This window comes from Pseudomonas sp. TH21 (assembly GCF_016651025.1).
Classification (GTDB): Bacteria; Pseudomonadota; Gammaproteobacteria; order Pseudomonadales; family Pseudomonadaceae; genus Aquipseudomonas; species Aquipseudomonas aylmerensis.
In genome coordinates this window covers 5,367,153-5,386,178 of record NZ_JAEKEQ010000001.1, presented here as the reverse complement: position 1 = coordinate 5,386,178, position 19,026 = coordinate 5,367,153, and the positions used below count along the sequence as shown (strand labels likewise).

Genomic DNA, 19,026 nt, shown 5'->3' with positions numbered 1-19,026 from the left:
ATCAGTCACCGTCGTTGGCGTTAAAGCCCAGTTGGATGCCCAGCGCCTTGGCCAGTTCGCCTTCGTGCAGGCGGTGGACGACGTTGAGGCTGTCGTAGATATCGTTGAGCTGCTGACGCCCGGCGTCATCGTTCAACAGTTCGTTGAGGCTGCGCTGGTTGCTGGCGAACAGTTTCAGCGAGGCCGCATAGGCGGCGTCGATCTTGTCGGCCAACGGCTTCTGTTCGGACGGCAGCAGGCCACGCAAGCCCTTGTTGTCGACGCCAACCCACACGGTCTGGGCGGCGGCGAGGCTGGCTTCGAGGCTTTGCAGGGACGACTGGCTGCGCCATGCATCGGCCTGGAACGGCTGCGGGATGCCCTTGGTCTGGCGGCCCATCGGCGTGCCGAGCTTTTTCTTCAGGGTGTCCAGGGCGGTCACCTGGACGCGCAGCAGATCGGCAATCGCTTCGTGGGAATCGGCGTAGCGCTGGTTCGGAAACTTGGTCATCTGCGCGAGCATGCCGTCGGTGCTGTTCCAGCTGGCCAGGATCTCTTCGGCGAGGGCTTTCTGGCGTTCGCCAATGGCCACCAGCAACGGGCAGTAGCGGGCTTTCTGGGCTTCGTCGGCGACGTCGGTCTTGGCGTCATAGAGGATGTATTCGTAAGCCGACAGGCCTTGCACCACGACACTGGACTTGGCCAGGGCGGCGGCGTCGATCTGCGGTTGGGCGATGACCAGTTGCTCGACCTGGCGACCCACCAGGTTCTTCTTGTCCGGCCAGAACTGGATCTGCCAGGCGCGGTTGCCTTCGGCCAGTGGGCCGATCAGCAGCGGTTGCAATTCGGCCCAGGCTTTTTGCGCATGGAGGAAGTCGGCGCGGGCGGTCTCCAGGCTTTCCTTGCCCTGGCAGTAGGCCAGGGCGCTGACGGCCAGTTGGCGGTCGGCTTCAACCCAGCGGCTGTAGGTCGGCAGGATCACTTGCTTGGCGATCGCCGCCGAGGTCACGGCTTGTGGGTCCTGGGGCGAGCAGGCGCCGAGGGCTAGGGCGGCCAGGCTGGTGAACAACAACTTGGGACGAAACATGTCGAGCTCCCTTCTGTAATTGGGGCGAAGCTTATAAAGAATTCAGGAACGCCAGCAACGCAGCGCGCTGCTCGGCATTGAAGGACAACACATGCTGCTGCGCCGCTTGCGCTTCACCGCCGTGCCACAGCACGGCCTCGAGCAGGTTGCGGGCGCGGCCGTCATGCAAGAACTGGGTGTGGCCACTGACGGTCTGCGTCAGGCCGATGCCCCACAACGGCGCGGTGCGCCAATCGCGGCCACCGGCCTTGAATTCGGTGCGGTTGTCGGCCAGGCCTTCGCCCATGTCGTGCAACAGCAGGTCGCTGTAGGGACGGATCACCTGATTGGCCAACTCAGGTTCGGCCGCCGTGGCTGGCGTGGTGAATGATGGCTTGTGACAGCCCTGGCAGCCGGCCTGGTAGAACAGGTTTTTCCCGGCCAGCACCTGCGGCGCGTTGACGTCGCGGCGTGCCGGCACGGCAAGGTTGCGCGTGTAGAACAGCACCAGGCGCAGGATGTTGTCGCTGACTTCCTGCTCGCCATCGGCGCCATTGCCGTTGGGCGCCTGTTTGCAGGCGACTTGCGCGTCGGTGCAGTCATCAAAGGGTCTCAAAGACGTGGTGAGGCCCATATCACCAGAAAACGCGTGAACATTTTGTTGATTGAGGTTGGGTTGTCCGGCTTTCCAGCCAAAGCGCCCGAGTACGGTTTTTTGTTCGGCGTCGTCCCAGACCCAATTGGCGCGGCCGACGATGGCTTCTTTGTCGGCGGTCTTCGGGTCGGTGTTGCGCAGGATATCGGCGTCGGTGATGGCTTCGAGCAGGCCCAGGCCAATCATCGGCGGGGCGATGCGCGCGGAGAAAAGTGTGTCCGGATGCATCGGGCCATAGCCGAGCTGGGTGATCTGCAGGTCCGGCTTGCGCAACTCGACCACGCTGCCATCCTTGAAGGTCACCTTGACCGGCGTGTAGTCGACGCGCACCTTGCCTTCCGGTGCGACGCCCGGCACGGCCATGTCCTGCAGCTGCCCGCCATACACCGGCTCGGGCACCACGCCGACCTGCTCGATGAGCTTGGCGTAGGACGGCTGCTCCTGGATAGACAGAGGGATCGACAGGCGCACCAGCATCGACACCGCATTGGCCGCATCGGGCAGCGGCGGGTGGCCACGGCCGTCCTTGATATGGCAGTTCTGGCAGGCGTTGGTATTGAACAGCGGGCCCAGGCCATCGCGTGCGGTGGTGGTGGACGGCGCGATGACCCACGGGCTGCGAAAGAAGCTGTTGCCGACGCTGAAGTCCAGGCGGCGCGTGGGCGACAGGTTGGCCGATGGCAGGGAGAACGCGTTCTGGTCGCGCTTGTTCACCGTCGTCGCGCCGCCGGCACGCGCTTCACCAGGCTCTGCCTGGGTGAAACGTGGGGCGTCATCGCAGGCTGTCAGGCTTAAAGCCATCACTGCTGCGGACAGGCGAAAAAGCGAACCGAACATCAGGATTCCTGAACGAAGGCTGAAAATATGGGCGCAAAGTCTAACAGGGCAGGGCGTAATGAATAAGAGCAATTATCGTTTGCTCGAATCCGATTCATTCCCGCTAGAATGACCGCACATTTTTTTCTGGAGGTGGCCAATGCAGGCTCTCGACGCTTTGCTCAACCGTGTTTCCGTGCCGCGTTTGCTGGAACCGGCACCGACCCAGGAGCAGCGTGATGTGCTGTTCGCCGCGGCCATGCGCGCGCCCGACCATGGTCAACTGCGCCCTTGGCGGTTCCTCACCGTAGAGGGTGCCGCCCGTGAGCAGATGGGCACCCTGCTGGCCGAAGCGGCGCGCCTGCAAGACCCCGACGCTGCGCAAGCGGTCATCGACAAGGCCCAGAACGGCCCGTTGCGCGCGCCGCTGGTGGTGGTGGTGATTGCCCGCCTGCAGGAACACTTCAAGGTGCCCAAGTCCGAACAGTTGCTCGCTGCCGCCTGCGCGGCCCACGGCATCTTGCTGGCGGCGTACGCACAGGGGATTGGCGCGGTATGGCGCACTGGCGAATTGTCCTACTCGGCCCACGTGGCCAAAGGCCTGGGGCTGACGGCGGAGGAGGAAGTGATTGGTTTCCTCTACCTGGGCACGCCGCAGAACCCGCCGCGTACGGCCGCTAAAGAAGACCTGACACAGTTTGTCAGCGCCTGGACCGGTCTCTGAATCACCGCCGACCTGCGCTCTGTGGGAGCTGGCTTGCCTGCGATAGCATCGACTCGGTTCGGTCAGGGACACCGGGTTGGCCGCATCGCGGACAAGCCCGGCGCCCACATGACTCTCAGTGGTTTTGCCACCGAGTCAGACCTTGAACTGATCCATCAGCTTCATCTGCTGGCTGGCCAATGCATTGAGTTGGCTGCTGATGGCCGCCGACTCGGTGGCCTGGCCGGTGAGGGTTTCGGTCACGCCGCGAATCGCCGAGACGTTGCGATTGACCTCTTCGGCCACGGCGCTCTGTTGCTCGGCGGCGCTGGCGATCTGCAGGTTCATGTCGCTGATCACCGTCACGGCATCGCTGATCTTGCCCAGGGCTTGCACTGCCTGATGAATCTGCCCGGCGTTGCTCTGGGCCTGGTGCTGGCTGGAGTGCATGGTCGCCACCACGCCGCGGGTGCCGCTCTGGATCCGTTCGATCACCAGGCGGATTTCCTCCACGGAGTCCTGGGTACGCTTGGCCAGGTTGCGCACTTCGTCGGCGACGACCGCAAAGCCGCGCCCGCTTTCGCCGGCCCGGGCCGCTTCGATTGCCGCATTGAGGGCCAGCAGGTTGGTCTGTTCGGCGATGCTGCGGATCACTTCCAGCACTGAACCGATCTGCTCGCTGTTGACGGCCAGGGCTTCGACTTCACCCACGGCCTTGCTGACTTCCTCGGCGAGGGTGGTGATGTCGCGGGTGCTCTGCTCGATGATTGACATGCCTTCACGTGCCGACTGATCGGCACCGCGTGCCGCGCTGGCGGCATTCGATGCACTGTTGGCAACGTCATGGGCGGTGGCGCTCATCTCGTTGGAGGCCGTGGCCACCTGGTCGATTTCGCGGAATTGCACCTGCATGCCTTCGCTGGTCTGGCGCGCGATGGCCGAGGACTGGTCGGCGGTACCACGCGCCTCGGTGATGCTTTGCTTGATCTGCGCAATGGTCGGTTGCAACTTGTCGAGGAAGCGGTTGAACCAGTTCACCAATTCGCCCAGTTCATCGTGCTTGGCGTAGGCCAGGCGCTGGGTGAGGTCGCCGTCACCACTGGCGATGTCCTTGAGCATCGCGGCCACGCCGTTGATCGGCCGGGTCACACCGGTGGCCGTCAGCCAGATCAGCAGCAGGCCCAGCAAGCCGGCGGCGGCGCCTACCAGCAGCGCCTTCAGGGTGCCCGAGGCCTGGGCCTTGTCGAGCAGCGCCTGCAGCTTCACGGTGTCGGCCAGCATCACGTCCTTGGGCAGCTTGATCACGACGCCCCAGGACTTGGCATCGGCAATCGGCTTGACCGGATAGACCGCGCGAATCGTGTCGTCCTGCTCGCGGATCATGCGGGTGTCACTGGCCAGCAGTTGCACGATTTCCTTGCCCTCGGCACCGAGGGTATCGATCAGGTTTTTCCCGACTTTGGCCGGTTCACCGCTGTAGGCCGCGATCAAGCCGCTGCTGGCGAGAATTTCCAGGTGCGCGGCACTGTTGAACAAGTCTTTCTGTGCCGCATCGGTGGCCGCTTGCAGGGCGGTGAGGGCGATGTCGATGCCGACCACGCCGATGACTTTGCCGTCCACCAGCAGTGGCAGGGAAAGGGTGGTCATCAGCACCGGTTTGCCGGCCACCGTATCTTCGTACGGGTCGAGCAGGCAAATACGGCGGGTATCGCGTGGGCAGGTGTACCAGATGTTGTAGGGCGTGCCGCTGAGGTTGAGGGTGGTCTTGGTCAGGTCGTCCTCGACCATGATGGTGTTCAAGCCTTCGCCACCGGCGCGGCTCCAGTAGCTGGAGAAACGGCCTTTTTCGTTGGAGGCGCGTGCCTTGTCGTCGACGAATTCGCTGTCCTTGCCATCCAGCCCGTTGGGTTCGAACGACAGCCAGATACCCAGCACCTTGTCATTGCGTTCGAAGGCGGTCTTCAGGCTCTGGTTGAGTTCTTCGCGCAAGGCGCCGGGCGCGAGGTCGCGCTTGGCTGCCAGAGTGCGCAGGTCTTTGACCTGGTCGCCGAGGGCGACCACGGCGACCAGGCTGTCGCCGAAGGTTTTCTGCAATTGCACGGCTTGCTCGGCGGCCTTGGCCTGCAACAGTTGTTCGACACTGGCGGTGAGCATGTGCGAGCTGGAATCGCTGACCAACTGATCATTCTGAGCGGTGTTGTAGAGGTTGATGCTGACGACCAGCGCAATCACTCCCAACAGGCAAAGGCCGGACAACAGCACGATTTTCAGGCGGATGGAGAGGGTGTTGAACATAGGCTCACTCGCGAATGGACTTGTTGGAAGGCACGCAGTGCAGGCCAAGTCCATTCAGCGCTATGTCTGGAACATCGGCGTAACAAATCATTTCATGAGAAGCAGGCGATGAGCGGTAGGAAAACGGCTACAGCCAGTGCTACGCGGGCTCTGCAAGCCGTTCAGGGCGTGACCAGATCCATAGGTTGCCCAGGCTCATCCCGGCAATGGCCAGGTAGATCGGCCAACCATGATCGAGCATCACCAGCATCAGGATGGCGCACAGCAGCATGCTCACCGTGGCGCTGACCTTGGCCCGGCGCGCGATGATCTTGCCGTTGCGCCAGTTGAACAGGATCGGGCCGAACAGGCGGTGGTTTTCCAGCCAGGCGCTCAGGCGCGGCGAGCTTTTGGTTGCGGCCCACGCGGCGAGCAGGATGAACTCGGTGGTCGGCAAGCCCGGTATGACAATCGCGACCAATCCGATGCCCAGGCTGACGTAGGCCAGCAGGCCGAAAAGGATCTGTGCGATTTTCGAGGTGGATTGGGTTTTGCCGGTCATGGGAAGCAATTTGCAGAAGGAAAGGGTTGCTTACTCTGTAGGAACTGGCTTGCTGGCGATGGTATCCGTGAAGTTGCTATCGCCGGCAAGCCTGTTCCTACCGAGGGGGTTCGAGTCAGGCCAGTTCAGGGGCGCTAGCGTACGCCTGTTCCAGCAACACGGTGAAGCGCACAAACGCGTCGATCGCACCTTTTTCCACTGCGGCTTCCTCTTCGGCGCTGAATTCCAGGCCGTCGAGGGTACGAGTAAAGCTTTTCCAGCCTTCGGCACGACCGCCGGCCGGCTCACCCAGGTGACGTGCACCGAAGGTTTCGCTCAGACCCAGGCCCACGGCGCGCTTGATCAGGAACGCAGCGCCCAACTTGGAGCCTTCGGACACGAACAGCCAGCCCAGGGCTTCGGCCTTGCTCGGGTTCTTTACTGCACCGGCGACCGGCGCCGGCACGTCGGTGTCCAGGTCGCCCAGGTCCAGCTTGGCGGCTTCGGCGCGGCAGCGCTCAGCCAGGTCCGGCACGATCTTGATCAGTTCGGCATCGTTGTAGAGGCTCACCAGTTCCGACTGGAACAGGTACTGCGCGACCACGAAGCGGGCGAAGTTGGCTTGGGTTTCAAACGGGGCGTGTGCCTTGACCAGTGCGTCCAGCTTGGTGTGTGGCTCGTTGGTGATCTGGTTCAGGCGCTGGGAGCGCAGGCTCGGGCGTTCTGCGGTAGAGGAAGCGGTCATGAAAAAGTCCTTGAGAAGAGGAGCGCCTTGGTGCTCTGAAAGAGAGCTGTTATCAACTAGACGAACAAGAAGACGCGGCACAGTAAAAAATCCTCACCCCGGCGCTGAAAATCGACGAGGTGAGGGGGGCGTTATCAGATGTCCCAGATCACGTTGATCGCGAAGTTGCGACCGGGCTGGGTCAGGCGGTCAAGGTTGGCGGGCGCGGTTACACCGGCTTCGCCGACGCCGTCGTAGCTGCGCACGTCATCCCAGTTCCAGTATTTCTTGTCGGTCAGGTTGTACAGGCCGCCGTTGATGGTCACGTCGTTGGTGACCTTGTAGAAGCCGGTCAGGTCGACGATGCCAAAGCCGGGCGTCTTGAAGGGCGCACCAGTGCTGCCGTCGGGCGCATGGAAGGTGGTGCTGTCGACGCGATCCTGCTTCTTCACCAGGGTCCAGCTGACCAGCGCCCCGTATTGCTCTTGCTCATAGCCCAGGCCGAAGACGCCCTTGAGCGGGTTGACGCTGTTGAGCGGCTCGCCATTGTCGTCGTTGCGGCCATAGGTGTAGCCAACCGAGCCCTGGGTGTACAGGCCTTGCGGTGCGCCGAAGGCGTCCAGGTCCAGGCGCCCTTTGGCTTCGATCCCCTTGATGGTCGCGTGCTTGATATTGTTGGCTTCGAATTGCTGTGCGGTGCCGCCGGCGACGGAGGCGTCCTCGTCGATGAAGTCGCGGTATTTGTTGTAGAACACTGCGATATCAAACGAGCCGGAATCGAAGTTGCCGCGAATCCCGGTTTCCACGCCCTTGCTGCTTTCTGGCTTGAGATTCGGGTTGGGCTCGACGGTGTAGCCCTGCTGCAGGTTTTCAAAGCGGCCGTACAAGGCTTTGGCCGACGGGGTGCGGAAGCCTTCAGCGTATTGGCCGAACCAGGTGTACTGGTCGGTCAGCGCATAGGTCAGGCCGAATTTCGGCGTGACGCGGTGCCAGGTTTTCTCCTTGTCACTGTGGGCGTAGATCCGCGTCGGGTCGACGGTGTTGAGGAACTCATCAGTCAACTTGGGCTTGAGTTGGGTGTAGTCGTAGCGCACGGCGGGCAGGAAGGTCCACTTGTCCCAGGTGATCTGGTCCTGTGCGAACAGCGAATACGTGTTGATGGTCGGGTCCGGGAAATCACTGGCCTTCTTCACGCTGTCGCTGGCGATCGGGCTGGGTGCGCCGATGGCCGTGCAACCGCCGCCGACAGCCAGGCAGGTCGCGGCGCCTTCGCGGGAGCCGGTGACCTTCTGCTGCTTGAGGGTGGTGCCGTAGGTCACTTGGTGATCGGTTTCGCCGATGCTGAAAGCCTTGTCCAGCTGGGCATCGAAGACCCATTGCTTTTCTTCGTACAGGGTCTCGCGGGTGCGCAGGACTCGGCGGGACGGCTGGTAGATCTCGGCGGTGGACTGGTCCGTCTTGGCGATCTGGTAGTTGAGGCTGGTCTTGATCTGATCGGCTATCGGTGAGTCCAGGGCGAAGCGGTTTTCGATGCCAAAACGCTCGCGGGTGATGGTGTCGTTGCCCGAACGAGCCCGGTAGAAATTGAAGCCGCGTCCGCCGGTGAACGGGCCGCCCACGGCATTCATGAGGTTGACGTCGCGATCGTCCTTGTACTTCTCGTACGTCAGGCCGAGGCGATTGTCATCACCATAGTTCCAGCCCAGCTTGGCCAGCACGTTGGTCGTGCGCGCGTCTTCCGGGTTGGCGCCGGTGCGGGCCAGGCCGGTGGCATTGTTGCCGTCGTAGGACTCCATCTCGTGGCCATTGCGCTGGCTCAGGTGCAGCAAACCGTCGACGTCCTGCACGCGGCCGGCGACGGTGCCGGAAGTCAGCCAGCTGTCGTCGGCGGAGCTGTAGCCGGTCTTCAGGCGGGCGCCGACGTCCTGGCCGGGCTTGATGATGTCATCGGGATCGAGGGTGAAGTAGCTCACCGCGCCACCAATCGCGCTGCTGCCGTACAGGGCCGAGGCCGGGCCGCGCAGGATCTCCACGCGCTTGACGATTTCGGGGTCGACGTAGTTGCGGCGGGTCTTGGCGTAGGGGCCGTTGAAGAAGTTGTCCGGCACTTCCACGCCGTCGACCTGGGTGAGGATGCGGTCGCCGTCGATGCCGCGAATGTTGTAGCCCGAATTGCTCGAGCGGCCACCGGCACCGCCCACCGAGACGTTGGGTTCGTAACGCACCAGTTCACGAATGGTATTCACGTTCTGGCGGTCCAGCTCTTCGCGTTCCTGCACGGTCACGGTGCTCGGCACGCTGCTGATGTTCTGCTCATTCCGGGTGGCGCTGATGGTGACCTGCTGCAGGTTGAGGGCGCCGCCCGCCGCGCGCTTTTCCAGCACGATGTTGTTGCTGCCCAGTTTGCGGTAGCTCAGGTTGGTCCCCACCAACAGCCGGTCCAGGGCTTTCTCCGCTGACAACGGGCCGCGCACGCCCGGGGACGACACACCCTGGCCGAGTTCCGCCGGCAGGCCGACTTGCCAGCCGGTCACCGCGGTGAAGGCGTTGAGCGCCGAGACCAGCGGCTGTTGCTCGATGCTGAAGGTGTAATTGCCGTGGCTGCGCTGCACCGGTTCAGCGGCGGTGGCCGCCATGACCGGCGTGCCGGCCAGCAGGATGGCCGCAGTCAGCAGGGACAGGACGGGCGAAGAGGGCCGGCGGTTGAAACGAGAGGACATCGAGAGCGCTCCGGAAGGTACGAATCTTATAGTTGCGAACCGAATCAAATAGGAATCAGTTGCATTGGCTAAGACGAGACGTACCGCCGAAGGCTATCGAGTAAAAATAATTCTCATTTAGTTGAGGATCACCAGCGCCGGGTATTCCGACAGTTTGGCCGAGGTGATGTGGGCCAGGGAGCGCACCACGTCCAGGGGCTGGTCGAGGCGGTAGTTGCCGGTGACGGCAACGCTGGCGAGCTTGTCGTTGGTGTTGACGATCCAGCCGGGGTAATAGCGACGCAGCTCGGCGAGCACTTCGCTCATCGGGCAGTTTTCGAAAATCAGCCGGCCCTGCACCCAGGCCAGGTCCTTGTTGGCATCCAGCTTGGCCGGTGGACCGAAACCCTTGGGCCCGATGCGGATGCTTTCGCCGGCGCTCAAGCGCACGCGGGCATCGTCGAAGGTGTTGCTCAGGTCCACGTCGCCGCGCTGCACCTGCACCTGGGCTTCGCCGTTGAGGTAGCGCACGGCGAAAGCGGTATCACGCACGCTGGCGCGCACGGGGCCGGCGTCGATTTCCAGCGGCAGGCCATGGTTGGGCACGATTTCGAAGAACGCTTCACCCTGGTAGAGGCGGGCGATGCGCTGATGATCCTTGATGCTGCTGGAAAACGCCGAGTTGGTGTTGAGCAACACTTTCGAGCCGTCGTCCAGTTGCAGGCGCTGGCGTTCTCCTACCACGGTGAGGTGGTCGGCCTGCAGGCGCACCGGCAGGTTGCTGAAGCTGAACAGGCCGATCAGCAGCACGGCGGCGGTGGCCAGTGGTTTCCAGTGCGGCCGGATACGACGCCAGGCACTGGGCTTGCGCGGCGCGGCGAGGGCGACGGCGGCGCTGTGCACGGGCGCGGCGCCCCAGGCAGCCTGGGCTTTGCCAAACGCGTGAACATGCGCAGGGTCTTGGGCCAGCCACGCTTCAAATTCGGCTTGTTGCCCGGGCTGCGGGCACTGCAGGGCGATCAGCCAGTCGAGGGCTTGGTCCATAGCCATGTCTTGCAACACCTCATGAGCCAGCTCATGGGGGCGCAGTTTATTCGGGTCCGTCACGGTGTTCCTCGGGTCTTCGCCACGTTCTATTCAAATGTCCTACAGCCTTGGGTGACATTTCTGTCGGGTGAAGCTTAAGGCCGATCCAGCCTTTGGGCCACACCTACGCAGATGGCCATGATCAATTTCAGTTCCTTTTGTACGGTGCTCAAGGACACTTCCAATTGGTCGGCAATCTCCTGGTAGCTGCAGCCGTGCAGGCGGCTGAGGATGAAAATCTGCTGTTGGCGGGCGCTCAGTTGACCGAGGCTGACACTCAGGTGCTCCAGCAGTTGCTCGGCCTGGGTCGCGTCTTCGGGCGTGCTGATGGGGGCGGCGACGCTTTGCAGGACGTCCAGCGGGACATCTTCCTGCAGCGTGCGCGCCTGGATCCGACGCGCGCGCAAGTGGTCGAGTGCGAGGTTGCGCGCGGTCTGGTAGACGAAAGGTTCAAGATGATCGATCGGCCGCTCGCTGAGGGCCCGGGTCACGCGCAGGTAGGTTTCCTGCAAGAGGTCCTCGGCGGTGCTGTGGTTATTCACCATCCGCTGCAACGTGCGAAGCAGAATCACCCGTTGGGTGAGGAAGACGTGGTTGAAGCGAGATTGGCTCACAGTGCTACCAGATCGATTTGCAGTTAATGATAATGCTTATCATCAACGCAAATGGCAAGTGGCACTTGGGGGTGTTGCCTGGATACCGGTGTGTGGGCTTGTGTGGGAGCCGGGCTTGCCCGCGATGCAGGCACCTCGGTTTTCCAGTTGCACCGAGGTGATGCTATCGCAGGCAAGCCAGCTCCCACACAAGCCAGCTCCCACATCAGCCAGCTATCACACAGGCGAGCTTCCATGCTGGGGAGCTGCCAAAGGGGTTATTCGGCGTTGCAGAGCGCCAGGCAGTTATCCAGCATACGGTTGGAGAAGCCCCACTCGTTGTCATACCAGGCCAGCACTTTCAACAACTTGCCACTGACCTTGGTGTGGTTGGCGTCGAAAATCGACGACAGCGGGTTATGGTTGAAGTCACTCGAAACCAGCGGCAGGGTGTTGTAGCCGAGGATTTTCGAGTGCTGGCTGGCTTCCTTGAGCAGTGCGTTGACCTCGTCGGCGGTGGCGTCTTTTTTCAGCGTCACGGTGAGGTCGACCAGCGACACGTTGATCACCGGCACCCGCACGGCCATGCCGGTCAGCTTGCCCGCCAGTTCCGGCAGTACCAGGCCGACCGCTTCGGCGGCGCCGGTCTTGCTCGGGATCATGTTCTGGGTGGCCGAACGCGCGCGGTACGGGTCGGTGTGGTAGACGTCGGTCAGGTTCTGGTCGTTGGTGTAGGCGTGGATAGTGGTCATCAAGCCGCTTTCGATACCCAGCTCGCGGTGCAGCACCTGGGCGACCGGCGCCAGGCAGTTGGTGGTGCAGGAGGCATTGGAGATGATCTGGTGGGATTGACGCAAAATGTCATGGTTTACCCCGTAGACCACGGTGGCGTCTGCGCCCTTGGCGGGGGCCGAGATGATCACCTTGCGCGCGCCGGCGGTAATATGGGCGGCAGCCTTGTCACGGTCGGTGAACAGGCCGGTGCATTCGAACACTACGTCGATCTTGTGTGCAGCCCACGGCAGGTCGGCGGGGTTGCGAATGGCACTGACGGCAATCCGGTCGCCATTGACGGTCAGGCTTTCCTGATCGTGGGCGACCTCTGCGTCGAAAGTGCCATGTACGGTGTCGTATTTGAGCAGGTGGGCATTGATCGAACTGTCGCCGAGATCGTTGATGGCGACGATCTGCAAATCCTCGCGGTAGCCTTGGGTATACAGTGCGCGCAGGACATTACGGCCGATACGGCCAAAACCATTGATTGCGATACGAAGAGTCATTGGAAAGTGCCTGTCGTCGATTTGTTGTAAGAATTACAAGATTATTCGCATAAAAATAGAAAACAAGCCTTTTTAGTGGCAATATTTTGTTCAATCTACAACGAGTGACCTGAATCAACTGGTCCGAGTGGTCAAGTAACACCCTGCCAACCTTTTCGCGGCGGGCGTTTGACCAGCATAGGAACGAGGGTCGCCACATCCGTTAGCCTGGAGTTCTATACATGCATCCCCGCGTTATTGAGGTCACCGAACGGCTTATCGCCCGCAGTCGTGCAACCCGCGAGGCTTACCTTGCACTCATTCGCGGCGCGGCCAGCGACGGCCCGATGCGCGGTAAGCTGCAATGCGCCAACTTTGCCCACGGCGTGGCCGGATGCGGCACTGAAGATAAAAATAGTCTGCGAATGATGAATGCCGCCAACGTGGCAATTGTTTCGTCATATAACGACATGCTCTCGGCGCACCAGCCGTACGAACATTTCCCCGAGCAAATCAAGAAAGCCCTGCGCGAAGTCGGCTCGGTCGGCCAGTTCGCCGGCGGCACCCCGGCCATGTGCGACGGCGTGACCCAGGGCGAACCCGGCATGGAGCTGAGCCTGCTCAGCCGCGAAGTCATCGCCATGTCCACGGCGGTAGCGCTGTCCCACAACATGTTCGATGCCGCGCTGATGCTGGGCATCTGCGACAAGATCGTCCCGGGCCTGATGATGGGCGCACTGCGCTACGGCCACCTGCCGATGGTCTTCGTGCCGGGCGGCCCGATGCCGTCGGGCATCTCCAACAAGCAGAAGGCCGATGTGCGCCAGCGCTACGCCGAAGGCAAGGCCACCCGCGAGGAGCTGCTGGAATCGGAGATGAAGTCCTACCACAGCCCCGGCACCTGCACCTTCTACGGCACCGCCAACACCAACCAGTTGCTGATGGAAGTCATGGGCCTGCACCTGCCAGGCGCCTCGTTCGTCAACCCGTACACGCCACTGCGTGACGCGCTGACCCGCGAAGCCGCGCACCAGGTCACGCGCCTGACCAAGGCCAACGGCAACTTCACGCCAATCGGCGAGATCGTCGACGAAAAATCCATCGTCAACTCCATCGTCGCACTGAACGCCACCGGCGGTTCGACCAACCACACCCTGCACATGCCGGCCATCGCCATGTCGGCGGGCATCATCCTCACCTGGCAGGACATGGCCGACCTCTCCGAGGTGGTGCCGACCCTGTCCCACGTGTATCCGAACGGCAAGGCCGACATCAACCACTTCCAGGCGGCGGGCGGGATGTCGTTCCTGATCCGCGAACTGCTCGAAGCTGGCTTGCTCCACGAAGACGTCAACACCGTGGCTGGCAAGGGCCTGAGCCGCTACACCCAGGAACCGTTCCTGGTCGACGGCGAGTTGATCTGGCGCGAAGGCCCCATCGAAAGCCTCGACGAAACCATCCTGCGCCCCGTGGCCCGTGCGTTCTCCCCGGAAGGTGGCTTGCGCGTGATGGAAGGCAACCTCGGCCGTGGTGTGATGAAAGTTTCGGCCGTGGCCCTTGAGCACCAGATCGTCGAAGCACCGGCGGTGGTGTTCCAGGACCAGCAGGACCTGGCCGATGCATTCAAGGCTGGCCAGCTGGAAAAAGACTTTGTCGCGGTGATGCGCTTCCAGGGTCCACGCTCCAACGGCATGCCGGAATTGCACAAGATGACCCCGTTCCTCGGCGTCTTGCAGGACCGTGGCTTCAAGGTCGCATTGGTGACAGACGGGCGCATGTCCGGCGCGTCGGGTAAGATCCCCGCCGCGATCCACGTGAACCCCGAAGCCCAGAGCGGCGGGCCACTGGCACGCGTGCGCGATGGCGATATCATTCGCGTGGATGGCGTGAAGGGCACCTTGGAGCTTAAGGTGGACGCCGAAGAATTTGCAGCGCGCGCGCCTGCCACGGGCCTGTTGGGCAACAACGTGGGGGCCGGTCGCGAGCTGTTTGCATTTATGCGCTTGGCCGCAAGCTCCGCAGAGCAGGGCGCCAGCGCCTTTACCTCTGCCTTGGAGACGCTTAAGTGAAGCTTGCGCTGGTCGGTGACATCGGGGGTACCAACGCCCGTTTTGCGTTGTGGCGGGATCAGGCTCTGCATTCGATCCGCGTGCATGCCACGGCGGATCACCAGAGTCCCGAGGACGCGATCAAGGCCTACCTCAAGGAGGAAGGCCTGGAAATCGGTGACATCGGTGCTGTCTGCCTGTCGGTTGCCGGGCCGGTGAGTGGCGATGAATTCAAATTCACCAACAACCACTGGCGCCTGAGCAAGACTGCGTTTTGCCAGGCGTTGCAGGTGGATGAGCTGCTGCTGGTGAATGACTTCACCGCCATGGCCCTGGGCATGACCCGCCTCAAGCCCGACGAATTCCGCGTGGTCTGCGAAGGCACGCCGGAACCGTTGCGCCCGGCGGTGGTGATCGGGCCGGGCACCGGCCTGGGCGTCGGCACGTTGCTGGACCTCGGTGCCGGTCGTTACGCGGCATTGCCGGGGGAGGGTGGACACGTTGACCTGCCCCTGAGCAGCCCGCGTGAAACCCAGCTGTGGCAGCACATCTACACTGAAATCGGCCACGTCAGCGCCGAGACGGCCTTGAGCGGGGGCGGTTTGCCGCGTGTCTACCGCGCCATCTGTGCGGTCGACGGGCATACCCCGGTGCTGGATACCCCAGAAGCCATTACGGCGGCCGGCCTGGCTGGCGATCCAGTGGCGATGGAAGTGTTGAACCAGTTCAGTATCTGGCTGGGCCGCGTCGCCGGTAACAACGTGCTGACCACCGGTGGACGCGGTGGTGTGTATATCGTGGGTGGGGTGATTCCACGGTTTGCCGACTTCTTCATCAACAGTGGTTTTGCCAAGAGTTTCAGCGACAAGGGCTGCATGAGCGACTATTTCAAAGGCATCCCTGTGTGGTTGGTGACCGCGCCGTATTCCGGGTTGACTGGGGCTGGAGTCGCATTGGAACAGGCTTTTGCGTAGGCGCTGATGGCCCCTTCGCGAGCGAGCCCGCTCCCACTTTGACCGAGTTCCAACGTTGGAATGCCGGCAAATGTGGCAGCGGACTTGCTCGCGAAGGGGGCCTCAAGGGCAACAAATGACATAAGCTTGGCCATAACAACAAGGAGGACCCCGTGAGCGTAATCAGTAAATCGATTCTCCTCGTCGATGACGACCAGGAAATCCGCGAATTGCTGCAAACCTACCTCAGTCGCGCCGGTTTCCAGGTGCGTGGCGTGCCGGATGGCGCCGGGTTCCGCCAAGCGATGAACGAGGCGCCCTGCGACCTGGTCATCCTTGATGTGATGTTGCCGGACGAAGACGGTTTCAGCCTTTGCCGCTGGATCCGCCAGCACCCGCGCCAGGCGCAGGTGCCGATCATCATGCTCACCGCCAGTTCCGACGAAGCCGACCGCGTGATCGGCCTGGAGCTGGGCGCCGACGACTACATCGGCAAACCCTTCAGCCCCCGCGAGCTGCAGGCGCGGATCAAGGCGCTGTTGCGGCGCTGCCAGTTCGGCCAGGAGCGCAGCGGCAATGGCGACGTGCTGGTGTTCGATGAATGGCGCCTGGACATGATCAGCCACCGGCTGTTCCACGTTGACGGTGAAGAGGTGATCCTGTCCGGTGCCGACTTCGCCCTGCTCAAGTTGTTTCTCGACCATCCCCAACAGATCCTCGACCGCGACACCATCGGCAATGCCACCCGTGGCCGTGACCTGATGCCGCTGGACCGGATTGTCGACATGGCCGTCAGCCGCCTGCGCCAACGCCTGCGCGACACCGAAAAACCTCCGAGGCTGATCCGCACCGTGCGCGGCAGCGGTTATCAACTGGCAGCCAGCGTGGTTGCCGGCAATGCCCACTGAACACCTGATCGAGCGCCGCCGCCGCTTCCCGGTGCCGCGCTCGCTGCTGGGGCGCATGCTGCTGCTGACGTTGCTGGCGGTGCTGTTCGCCCAGGCGCTGTCCAGCGTGATCTGGGTCTCGCAATTGCGTGCCACCCAGCTCGAAGGCCTGGTCACCAGCGCCCGCAGCCTGGCGCATTCGATGACCGCCAGCGTGAGTTATTTCCGTTCATTGCCGGTGGCCTACCGGCCGTTGGTCCTCGACCAATTGCGCAGCATGGGCGGCACGCGTTTCGTGGTGACCCTCAATGACCGTCCGCTGGACATGGCGATACTGCCGCAGACCCCGCGCAAGCAGGCGGTACTGCAAGCGGTGGATGAGGTGCTGCGCCAGACTTTGGGCGCCGACGTGCATATCTCGGTGGAGTTCGTCAGCGCCGAAGACCTGCGCATTTTCAACGCCGGCCTGAAGCTCGATGAACTGCCGCGCTCCTGGGCGCATTACGCGCTGACCCTGGAACCGGTGAACCCGCCGGTGCTGGTCACACAGATTCAACTGGCCCCCGGCGAGTGGTTGTACATCGCCTCCTTGTTGCCCGAACCCTACACCAGCCTCGAAGAGCAAGGCCTGCCCTCGCAGCAGGTGTGGTTTATCGTGCTGACCAGCGGTTTTCTGCTGCTGTTCATCGGCCTGCTGGTGCACTGGCAGAGCCGGCCGCTCAAGCGCCTGGCGCGGGCCGCGCGGGACATGTCGCTGGGCGCGGACGTGGAGCCGGTGGCCGAAGGCGGCGGCAGTGAAGTGGTGGAAGTGGGGCGCGCGTTCAATGCAATGCGTGAGCGCATCAGCCGATACCTGACCGAACGCAGCCAGCTGTTCAGTGCGATTTCCCACGACTTGCGCACCCCCATTACCCGCTTGCGCCTGCGTGTGGAATTGCTGGAAGACGAGAACCTGCAAACCAAATTCGGCCGCGACCTGGATGAGCTGGAGTTGCTGGTGAAGGGCGCGCTGCAATGTGTGAAAGACACGGATATCCACGAAAACATCGAGCCGGTGGACCTGAACCACGTGCTCGACTGCCTGGTGGAACCGTACCTGGCGCCCAACGGCAACGGCCGGGTCACCCAGCATGGGCGCGCGCTGACGACTTATCCGGGCAAGCCGCTGGCGCTCAAGCGCTGCATCGGCAACCTGATCGACAACGCGTTGAAGTATGGGCAGAACGCCCATTTGCATATCGAGGACGACGGCGCGGAGTTCATCCTGCACGTCGACGATGAAGGCCCCGGCGTGCCGGAACAGCGCCTGGAGCAAGTCTTCGAACCGCACTTCAGGCTCGCTGGGCAGCAGCAGGGTTACGGCCTGGGGTTGGGCATTGCGCGCAACATTGCGCATAGCCTTGGTGGTGAAGTGAGTCTGCAGAATTTGCGCGAAGGCGGGTTGCGGGTGACCTTGCAGCTGCCGCGAACCCTGGATTGAACACGATTCCTTTGTAGGAATCCGGTTTGTCGAATCCTGGCGGCCGTGAGATCGCCATCGCCGGCAAGCCGGGCTCCTACAGAGGCGTCAGATGCTTTGGCGCAACCGGGCCAGGTCTCTCAACGGCGGAGCACCGAATAACCGGCTGTATTCGCGGCTGAACTGCGACGGGCTTTCATACCCCACGCGATACCCCGCCGCCGAGGCTTCCAGGCCTTCGGCGATCATCAATCTGCGTGCTTCCTGCAGGCGCAGTTGCTTCTGGTACTGCAACGGGCTCATCGCGGTGATCGCCTTGAAACGGTGGTGCAGCGTCGAGACGCTGAGGTTCACTTCCTTGGCCAGGTCATCGATGCGCAGCGGTTGCTCGTAGTTGCCGTTCAGCCACGTGATCGCCTGGCTGACGCGATGGCTCTGACTGTTCGCCACGGCAATTTCGTACAGTCGATAACCCTGCGGCCCACGCAGCAATCGGTACAGAATTTCGCGATTGATCAACGGCGCGAGCATCGCGATGTCCTTCGGCGTGTCCAGTAGACGCGCCAGGCGCAACACGGCATCCAGCAGTTGCGTGTCGATACGGTCGACGTACATCCCACGGGATGTCGGCCGCGAAGGCACGCCCATCGGGCCCGCCTCGGCAATCAGCGCGGTGAGCTGCGCCGGGTCGATATTGATGCGCACCGACAGGTTGGGGTCTTCCGGGGTGGCTTCGATGATCCGGCCGGCCACCGGCATCGCGACCGAGAACACCAGGTAGTTGAGCGGGTCGTAGGCGAAGATTTCATCGGCCAGGCGTACTTCCTTGCTGCCGCTGGCAAGGATGCACAGCGCCGGTTCCACCAGCACCGGCGTGAAGTCGCGCGGTGTGTTGTGGCGGTTCAGGTACAGCGAGGTGATCGCCGTGCCGTAGGAGCCGTCCTCCCAGGTATGGCGGTGGACGATGCTGGCCAACTCCGCGCGTTGTTTTTCCATCTCGGCATCGAGGGGCATGGGCTGATGTTCGGGCGACGACATGAGGCGTCCTCTGCATGCTTTTTTGATGGGCTCAGCTTAGCGGTGGCCTTTGAATAAGTGTTACGTCGATTCTGCACAATCCTTGCCTGATCCTGCGACACATCGTGAATCAGGCAAGCAGCGGGGCTGTCATCTCAATGAAACAAGGCGCTCGCCCGTGGAATAAACCCGCCAGCCAAACGTCCTGTCTACGCTTCTCGCAGGATTGTGCAATAAGCCTGCAGGAATTGACTAACCGCGCCCACA

Annotated in this window: 15 protein-coding genes and 1 pseudogene; 5 read left to right on the top strand and 11 right to left on the bottom strand. The window is 62.5% G+C overall.

The genetic code is table 11. The features are described from left to right. Position 1: 1 nt before the first annotated feature. A complete protein-coding gene (locus JFU04_RS23820) occupies positions 2-1,066 on the bottom strand; it encodes an imelysin family protein (RefSeq protein WP_065908742.1) in 1,065 nt (354 codons plus the stop codon). 31 nt (positions 1,067-1,097) lie between these two features. Next, positions 1,098-2,537, bottom strand: coding sequence for a di-heme oxidoreductase family protein (locus tag JFU04_RS23815; protein ID WP_065908743.1), 1,440 nt, complete (start codon positions 2,535-2,537; stop codon positions 1,098-1,100). Between the two features lie 139 nt (positions 2,538-2,676). Between JFU04_RS23815 and JFU04_RS23810 the strand changes: the two genes are divergently transcribed. After that, entirely contained in the window at positions 2,677-3,240 is a 564-nt protein-coding gene (locus tag JFU04_RS23810) for an NAD(P)H nitroreductase (protein WP_201145812.1), read from the top strand. Between the two features lie 135 nt (positions 3,241-3,375). Here JFU04_RS23810 and JFU04_RS30750 read toward each other — a convergent pair whose 3' ends face one another. The 8 genes and pseudogenes from JFU04_RS30750 to gap form a co-directional block, all read right to left on the bottom strand. Beyond that, positions 3,376-4,131: a methyl-accepting chemotaxis protein gene (locus tag JFU04_RS30750; protein ID WP_371920689.1), complete on the bottom strand. Its 756-nt coding sequence runs from the start codon at positions 4,129-4,131 to the stop codon at positions 3,376-3,378. A gap of 102 nt (positions 4,132-4,233) precedes the next feature. After that, positions 4,234-5,373: pseudogene (locus JFU04_RS30745) on the bottom strand (PDC sensor domain-containing protein); the annotation flags it as partial. A gap of 280 nt (positions 5,374-5,653) precedes the next feature. Beyond that, positions 5,654-6,055: a YbaN family protein gene (locus JFU04_RS23800; RefSeq protein WP_065908749.1), complete on the bottom strand. Its 402-nt coding sequence runs from the start codon at positions 6,053-6,055 to the stop codon at positions 5,654-5,656. 115 nt (positions 6,056-6,170) lie between these two features. Next, the gene (locus JFU04_RS23795; RefSeq protein WP_065908750.1) at positions 6,171-6,779 is read right to left on the bottom strand and encodes a biliverdin-producing heme oxygenase; all 609 of its coding nucleotides are present in this window, start codon (positions 6,777-6,779) and stop codon (positions 6,171-6,173) included. A 134-nt stretch (positions 6,780-6,913) separates the two neighbouring features. After that, the gene (locus tag JFU04_RS23790; RefSeq protein WP_201145810.1) at positions 6,914-9,478 is read right to left on the bottom strand and encodes a TonB-dependent receptor; all 2,565 of its coding nucleotides are present in this window, start codon (positions 9,476-9,478) and stop codon (positions 6,914-6,916) included. Positions 9,479-9,595: 117 nt separating this feature from the next. Then, a complete protein-coding gene (locus tag JFU04_RS23785; RefSeq protein WP_065908754.1) occupies positions 9,596-10,564 on the bottom strand; it encodes a FecR family protein in 969 nt (322 codons plus the stop codon). A 74-nt stretch (positions 10,565-10,638) separates the two neighbouring features. Further along, positions 10,639-11,157 (bottom strand): RNA polymerase sigma factor, encoded by a 519-nt coding sequence (locus tag JFU04_RS23780; RefSeq protein WP_065908756.1) that lies wholly within the window; start codon positions 11,155-11,157, stop codon positions 10,639-10,641. A 257-nt stretch (positions 11,158-11,414) separates the two neighbouring features. Then, positions 11,415-12,416, bottom strand: a complete 1,002-nt coding sequence (gap, locus tag JFU04_RS23775) for a type I glyceraldehyde-3-phosphate dehydrogenase (protein WP_201145809.1) — start codon at positions 12,414-12,416, stop codon at positions 11,415-11,417. A 221-nt stretch (positions 12,417-12,637) separates the two neighbouring features. Between gap and edd the strand changes: the two genes are divergently transcribed. The 4 genes from edd (at position 12,638) to JFU04_RS23755 (ending at position 17,763) form a co-directional block, all read left to right on the top strand. Then, entirely contained in the window at positions 12,638-14,464 is a 1,827-nt protein-coding gene (gene edd / locus JFU04_RS23770) for a phosphogluconate dehydratase (RefSeq protein WP_065908759.1), read from the top strand. Then, positions 14,461-15,417, top strand: coding sequence for a glucokinase (locus JFU04_RS23765; protein ID WP_065908761.1), 957 nt, complete (start codon positions 14,461-14,463; stop codon positions 15,415-15,417). The genes edd and JFU04_RS23765 overlap by 4 nt, the downstream gene beginning before the upstream one ends. Positions 15,418-15,569: 152 nt before the next feature. Beyond that, positions 15,570-16,304, top strand: coding sequence for a response regulator (locus tag JFU04_RS23760; RefSeq protein WP_024077192.1), 735 nt, complete (start codon positions 15,570-15,572; stop codon positions 16,302-16,304). Between the two features lie 31 nt (positions 16,305-16,335). Further along, positions 16,336-17,763, top strand: a complete 1,428-nt coding sequence (locus JFU04_RS23755; protein WP_201146442.1) for an ATP-binding protein — start codon at positions 16,336-16,338, stop codon at positions 17,761-17,763. 87 nt (positions 17,764-17,850) lie between these two features. Here JFU04_RS23755 and JFU04_RS23750 read toward each other — a convergent pair whose 3' ends face one another. Continuing rightward, on the bottom strand, positions 17,851-18,780 hold the full coding sequence (locus JFU04_RS23750; RefSeq protein ID WP_065908765.1) for an AraC family transcriptional regulator: 930 nt from the start codon (positions 18,778-18,780) through the stop codon (positions 17,851-17,853). Between the last annotated feature and the right edge of the window lie 246 nt (positions 18,781-19,026).

Bases quoted from the DNA above. Each gene is read 5' to 3' on its own strand.
- JFU04_RS23800 (WP_065908749.1), bottom strand. From the start codon at position 6,055: ATGACCGGCAAAACCCAATCCACCTCGAAAATCGCACAGATCCTTTTC.
- JFU04_RS30750 (WP_371920689.1), bottom strand. From the start codon at position 4,131: ATGCAGGTGCAATTCCGCGAAATCGACCAGGTGGCCACGGCCTCCAAC.
- JFU04_RS23790 (WP_201145810.1), bottom strand. From the start codon at position 9,478: ATGTCCTCTCGTTTCAACCGCCGGCCCTCTTCGCCCGTCCTGTCCCTG.
- gap (WP_201145809.1), bottom strand. From the start codon at position 12,416: ATGACTCTTCGTATCGCAATCAATGGTTTTGGCCGTATCGGCCGTAAT.
- JFU04_RS23810 (WP_201145812.1), top strand. From the start codon at position 2,677: ATGCAGGCTCTCGACGCTTTGCTCAACCGTGTTTCCGTGCCGCGTTTG.
- JFU04_RS23815 (WP_065908743.1), bottom strand. From the start codon at position 2,537: ATGTTCGGTTCGCTTTTTCGCCTGTCCGCAGCAGTGATGGCTTTAAGC.
- JFU04_RS23750 (WP_065908765.1), bottom strand. From the start codon at position 18,780: ATGTCGTCGCCCGAACATCAGCCCATGCCCCTCGATGCCGAGATGGAA.
- JFU04_RS23795 (WP_065908750.1), bottom strand. From the start codon at position 6,779: ATGACCGCTTCCTCTACCGCAGAACGCCCGAGCCTGCGCTCCCAGCGC.
- edd (WP_065908759.1), top strand. From the start codon at position 12,638: ATGCATCCCCGCGTTATTGAGGTCACCGAACGGCTTATCGCCCGCAGT.
- JFU04_RS23820 (WP_065908742.1), bottom strand. From the start codon at position 1,066: ATGTTTCGTCCCAAGTTGTTGTTCACCAGCCTGGCCGCCCTAGCCCTC.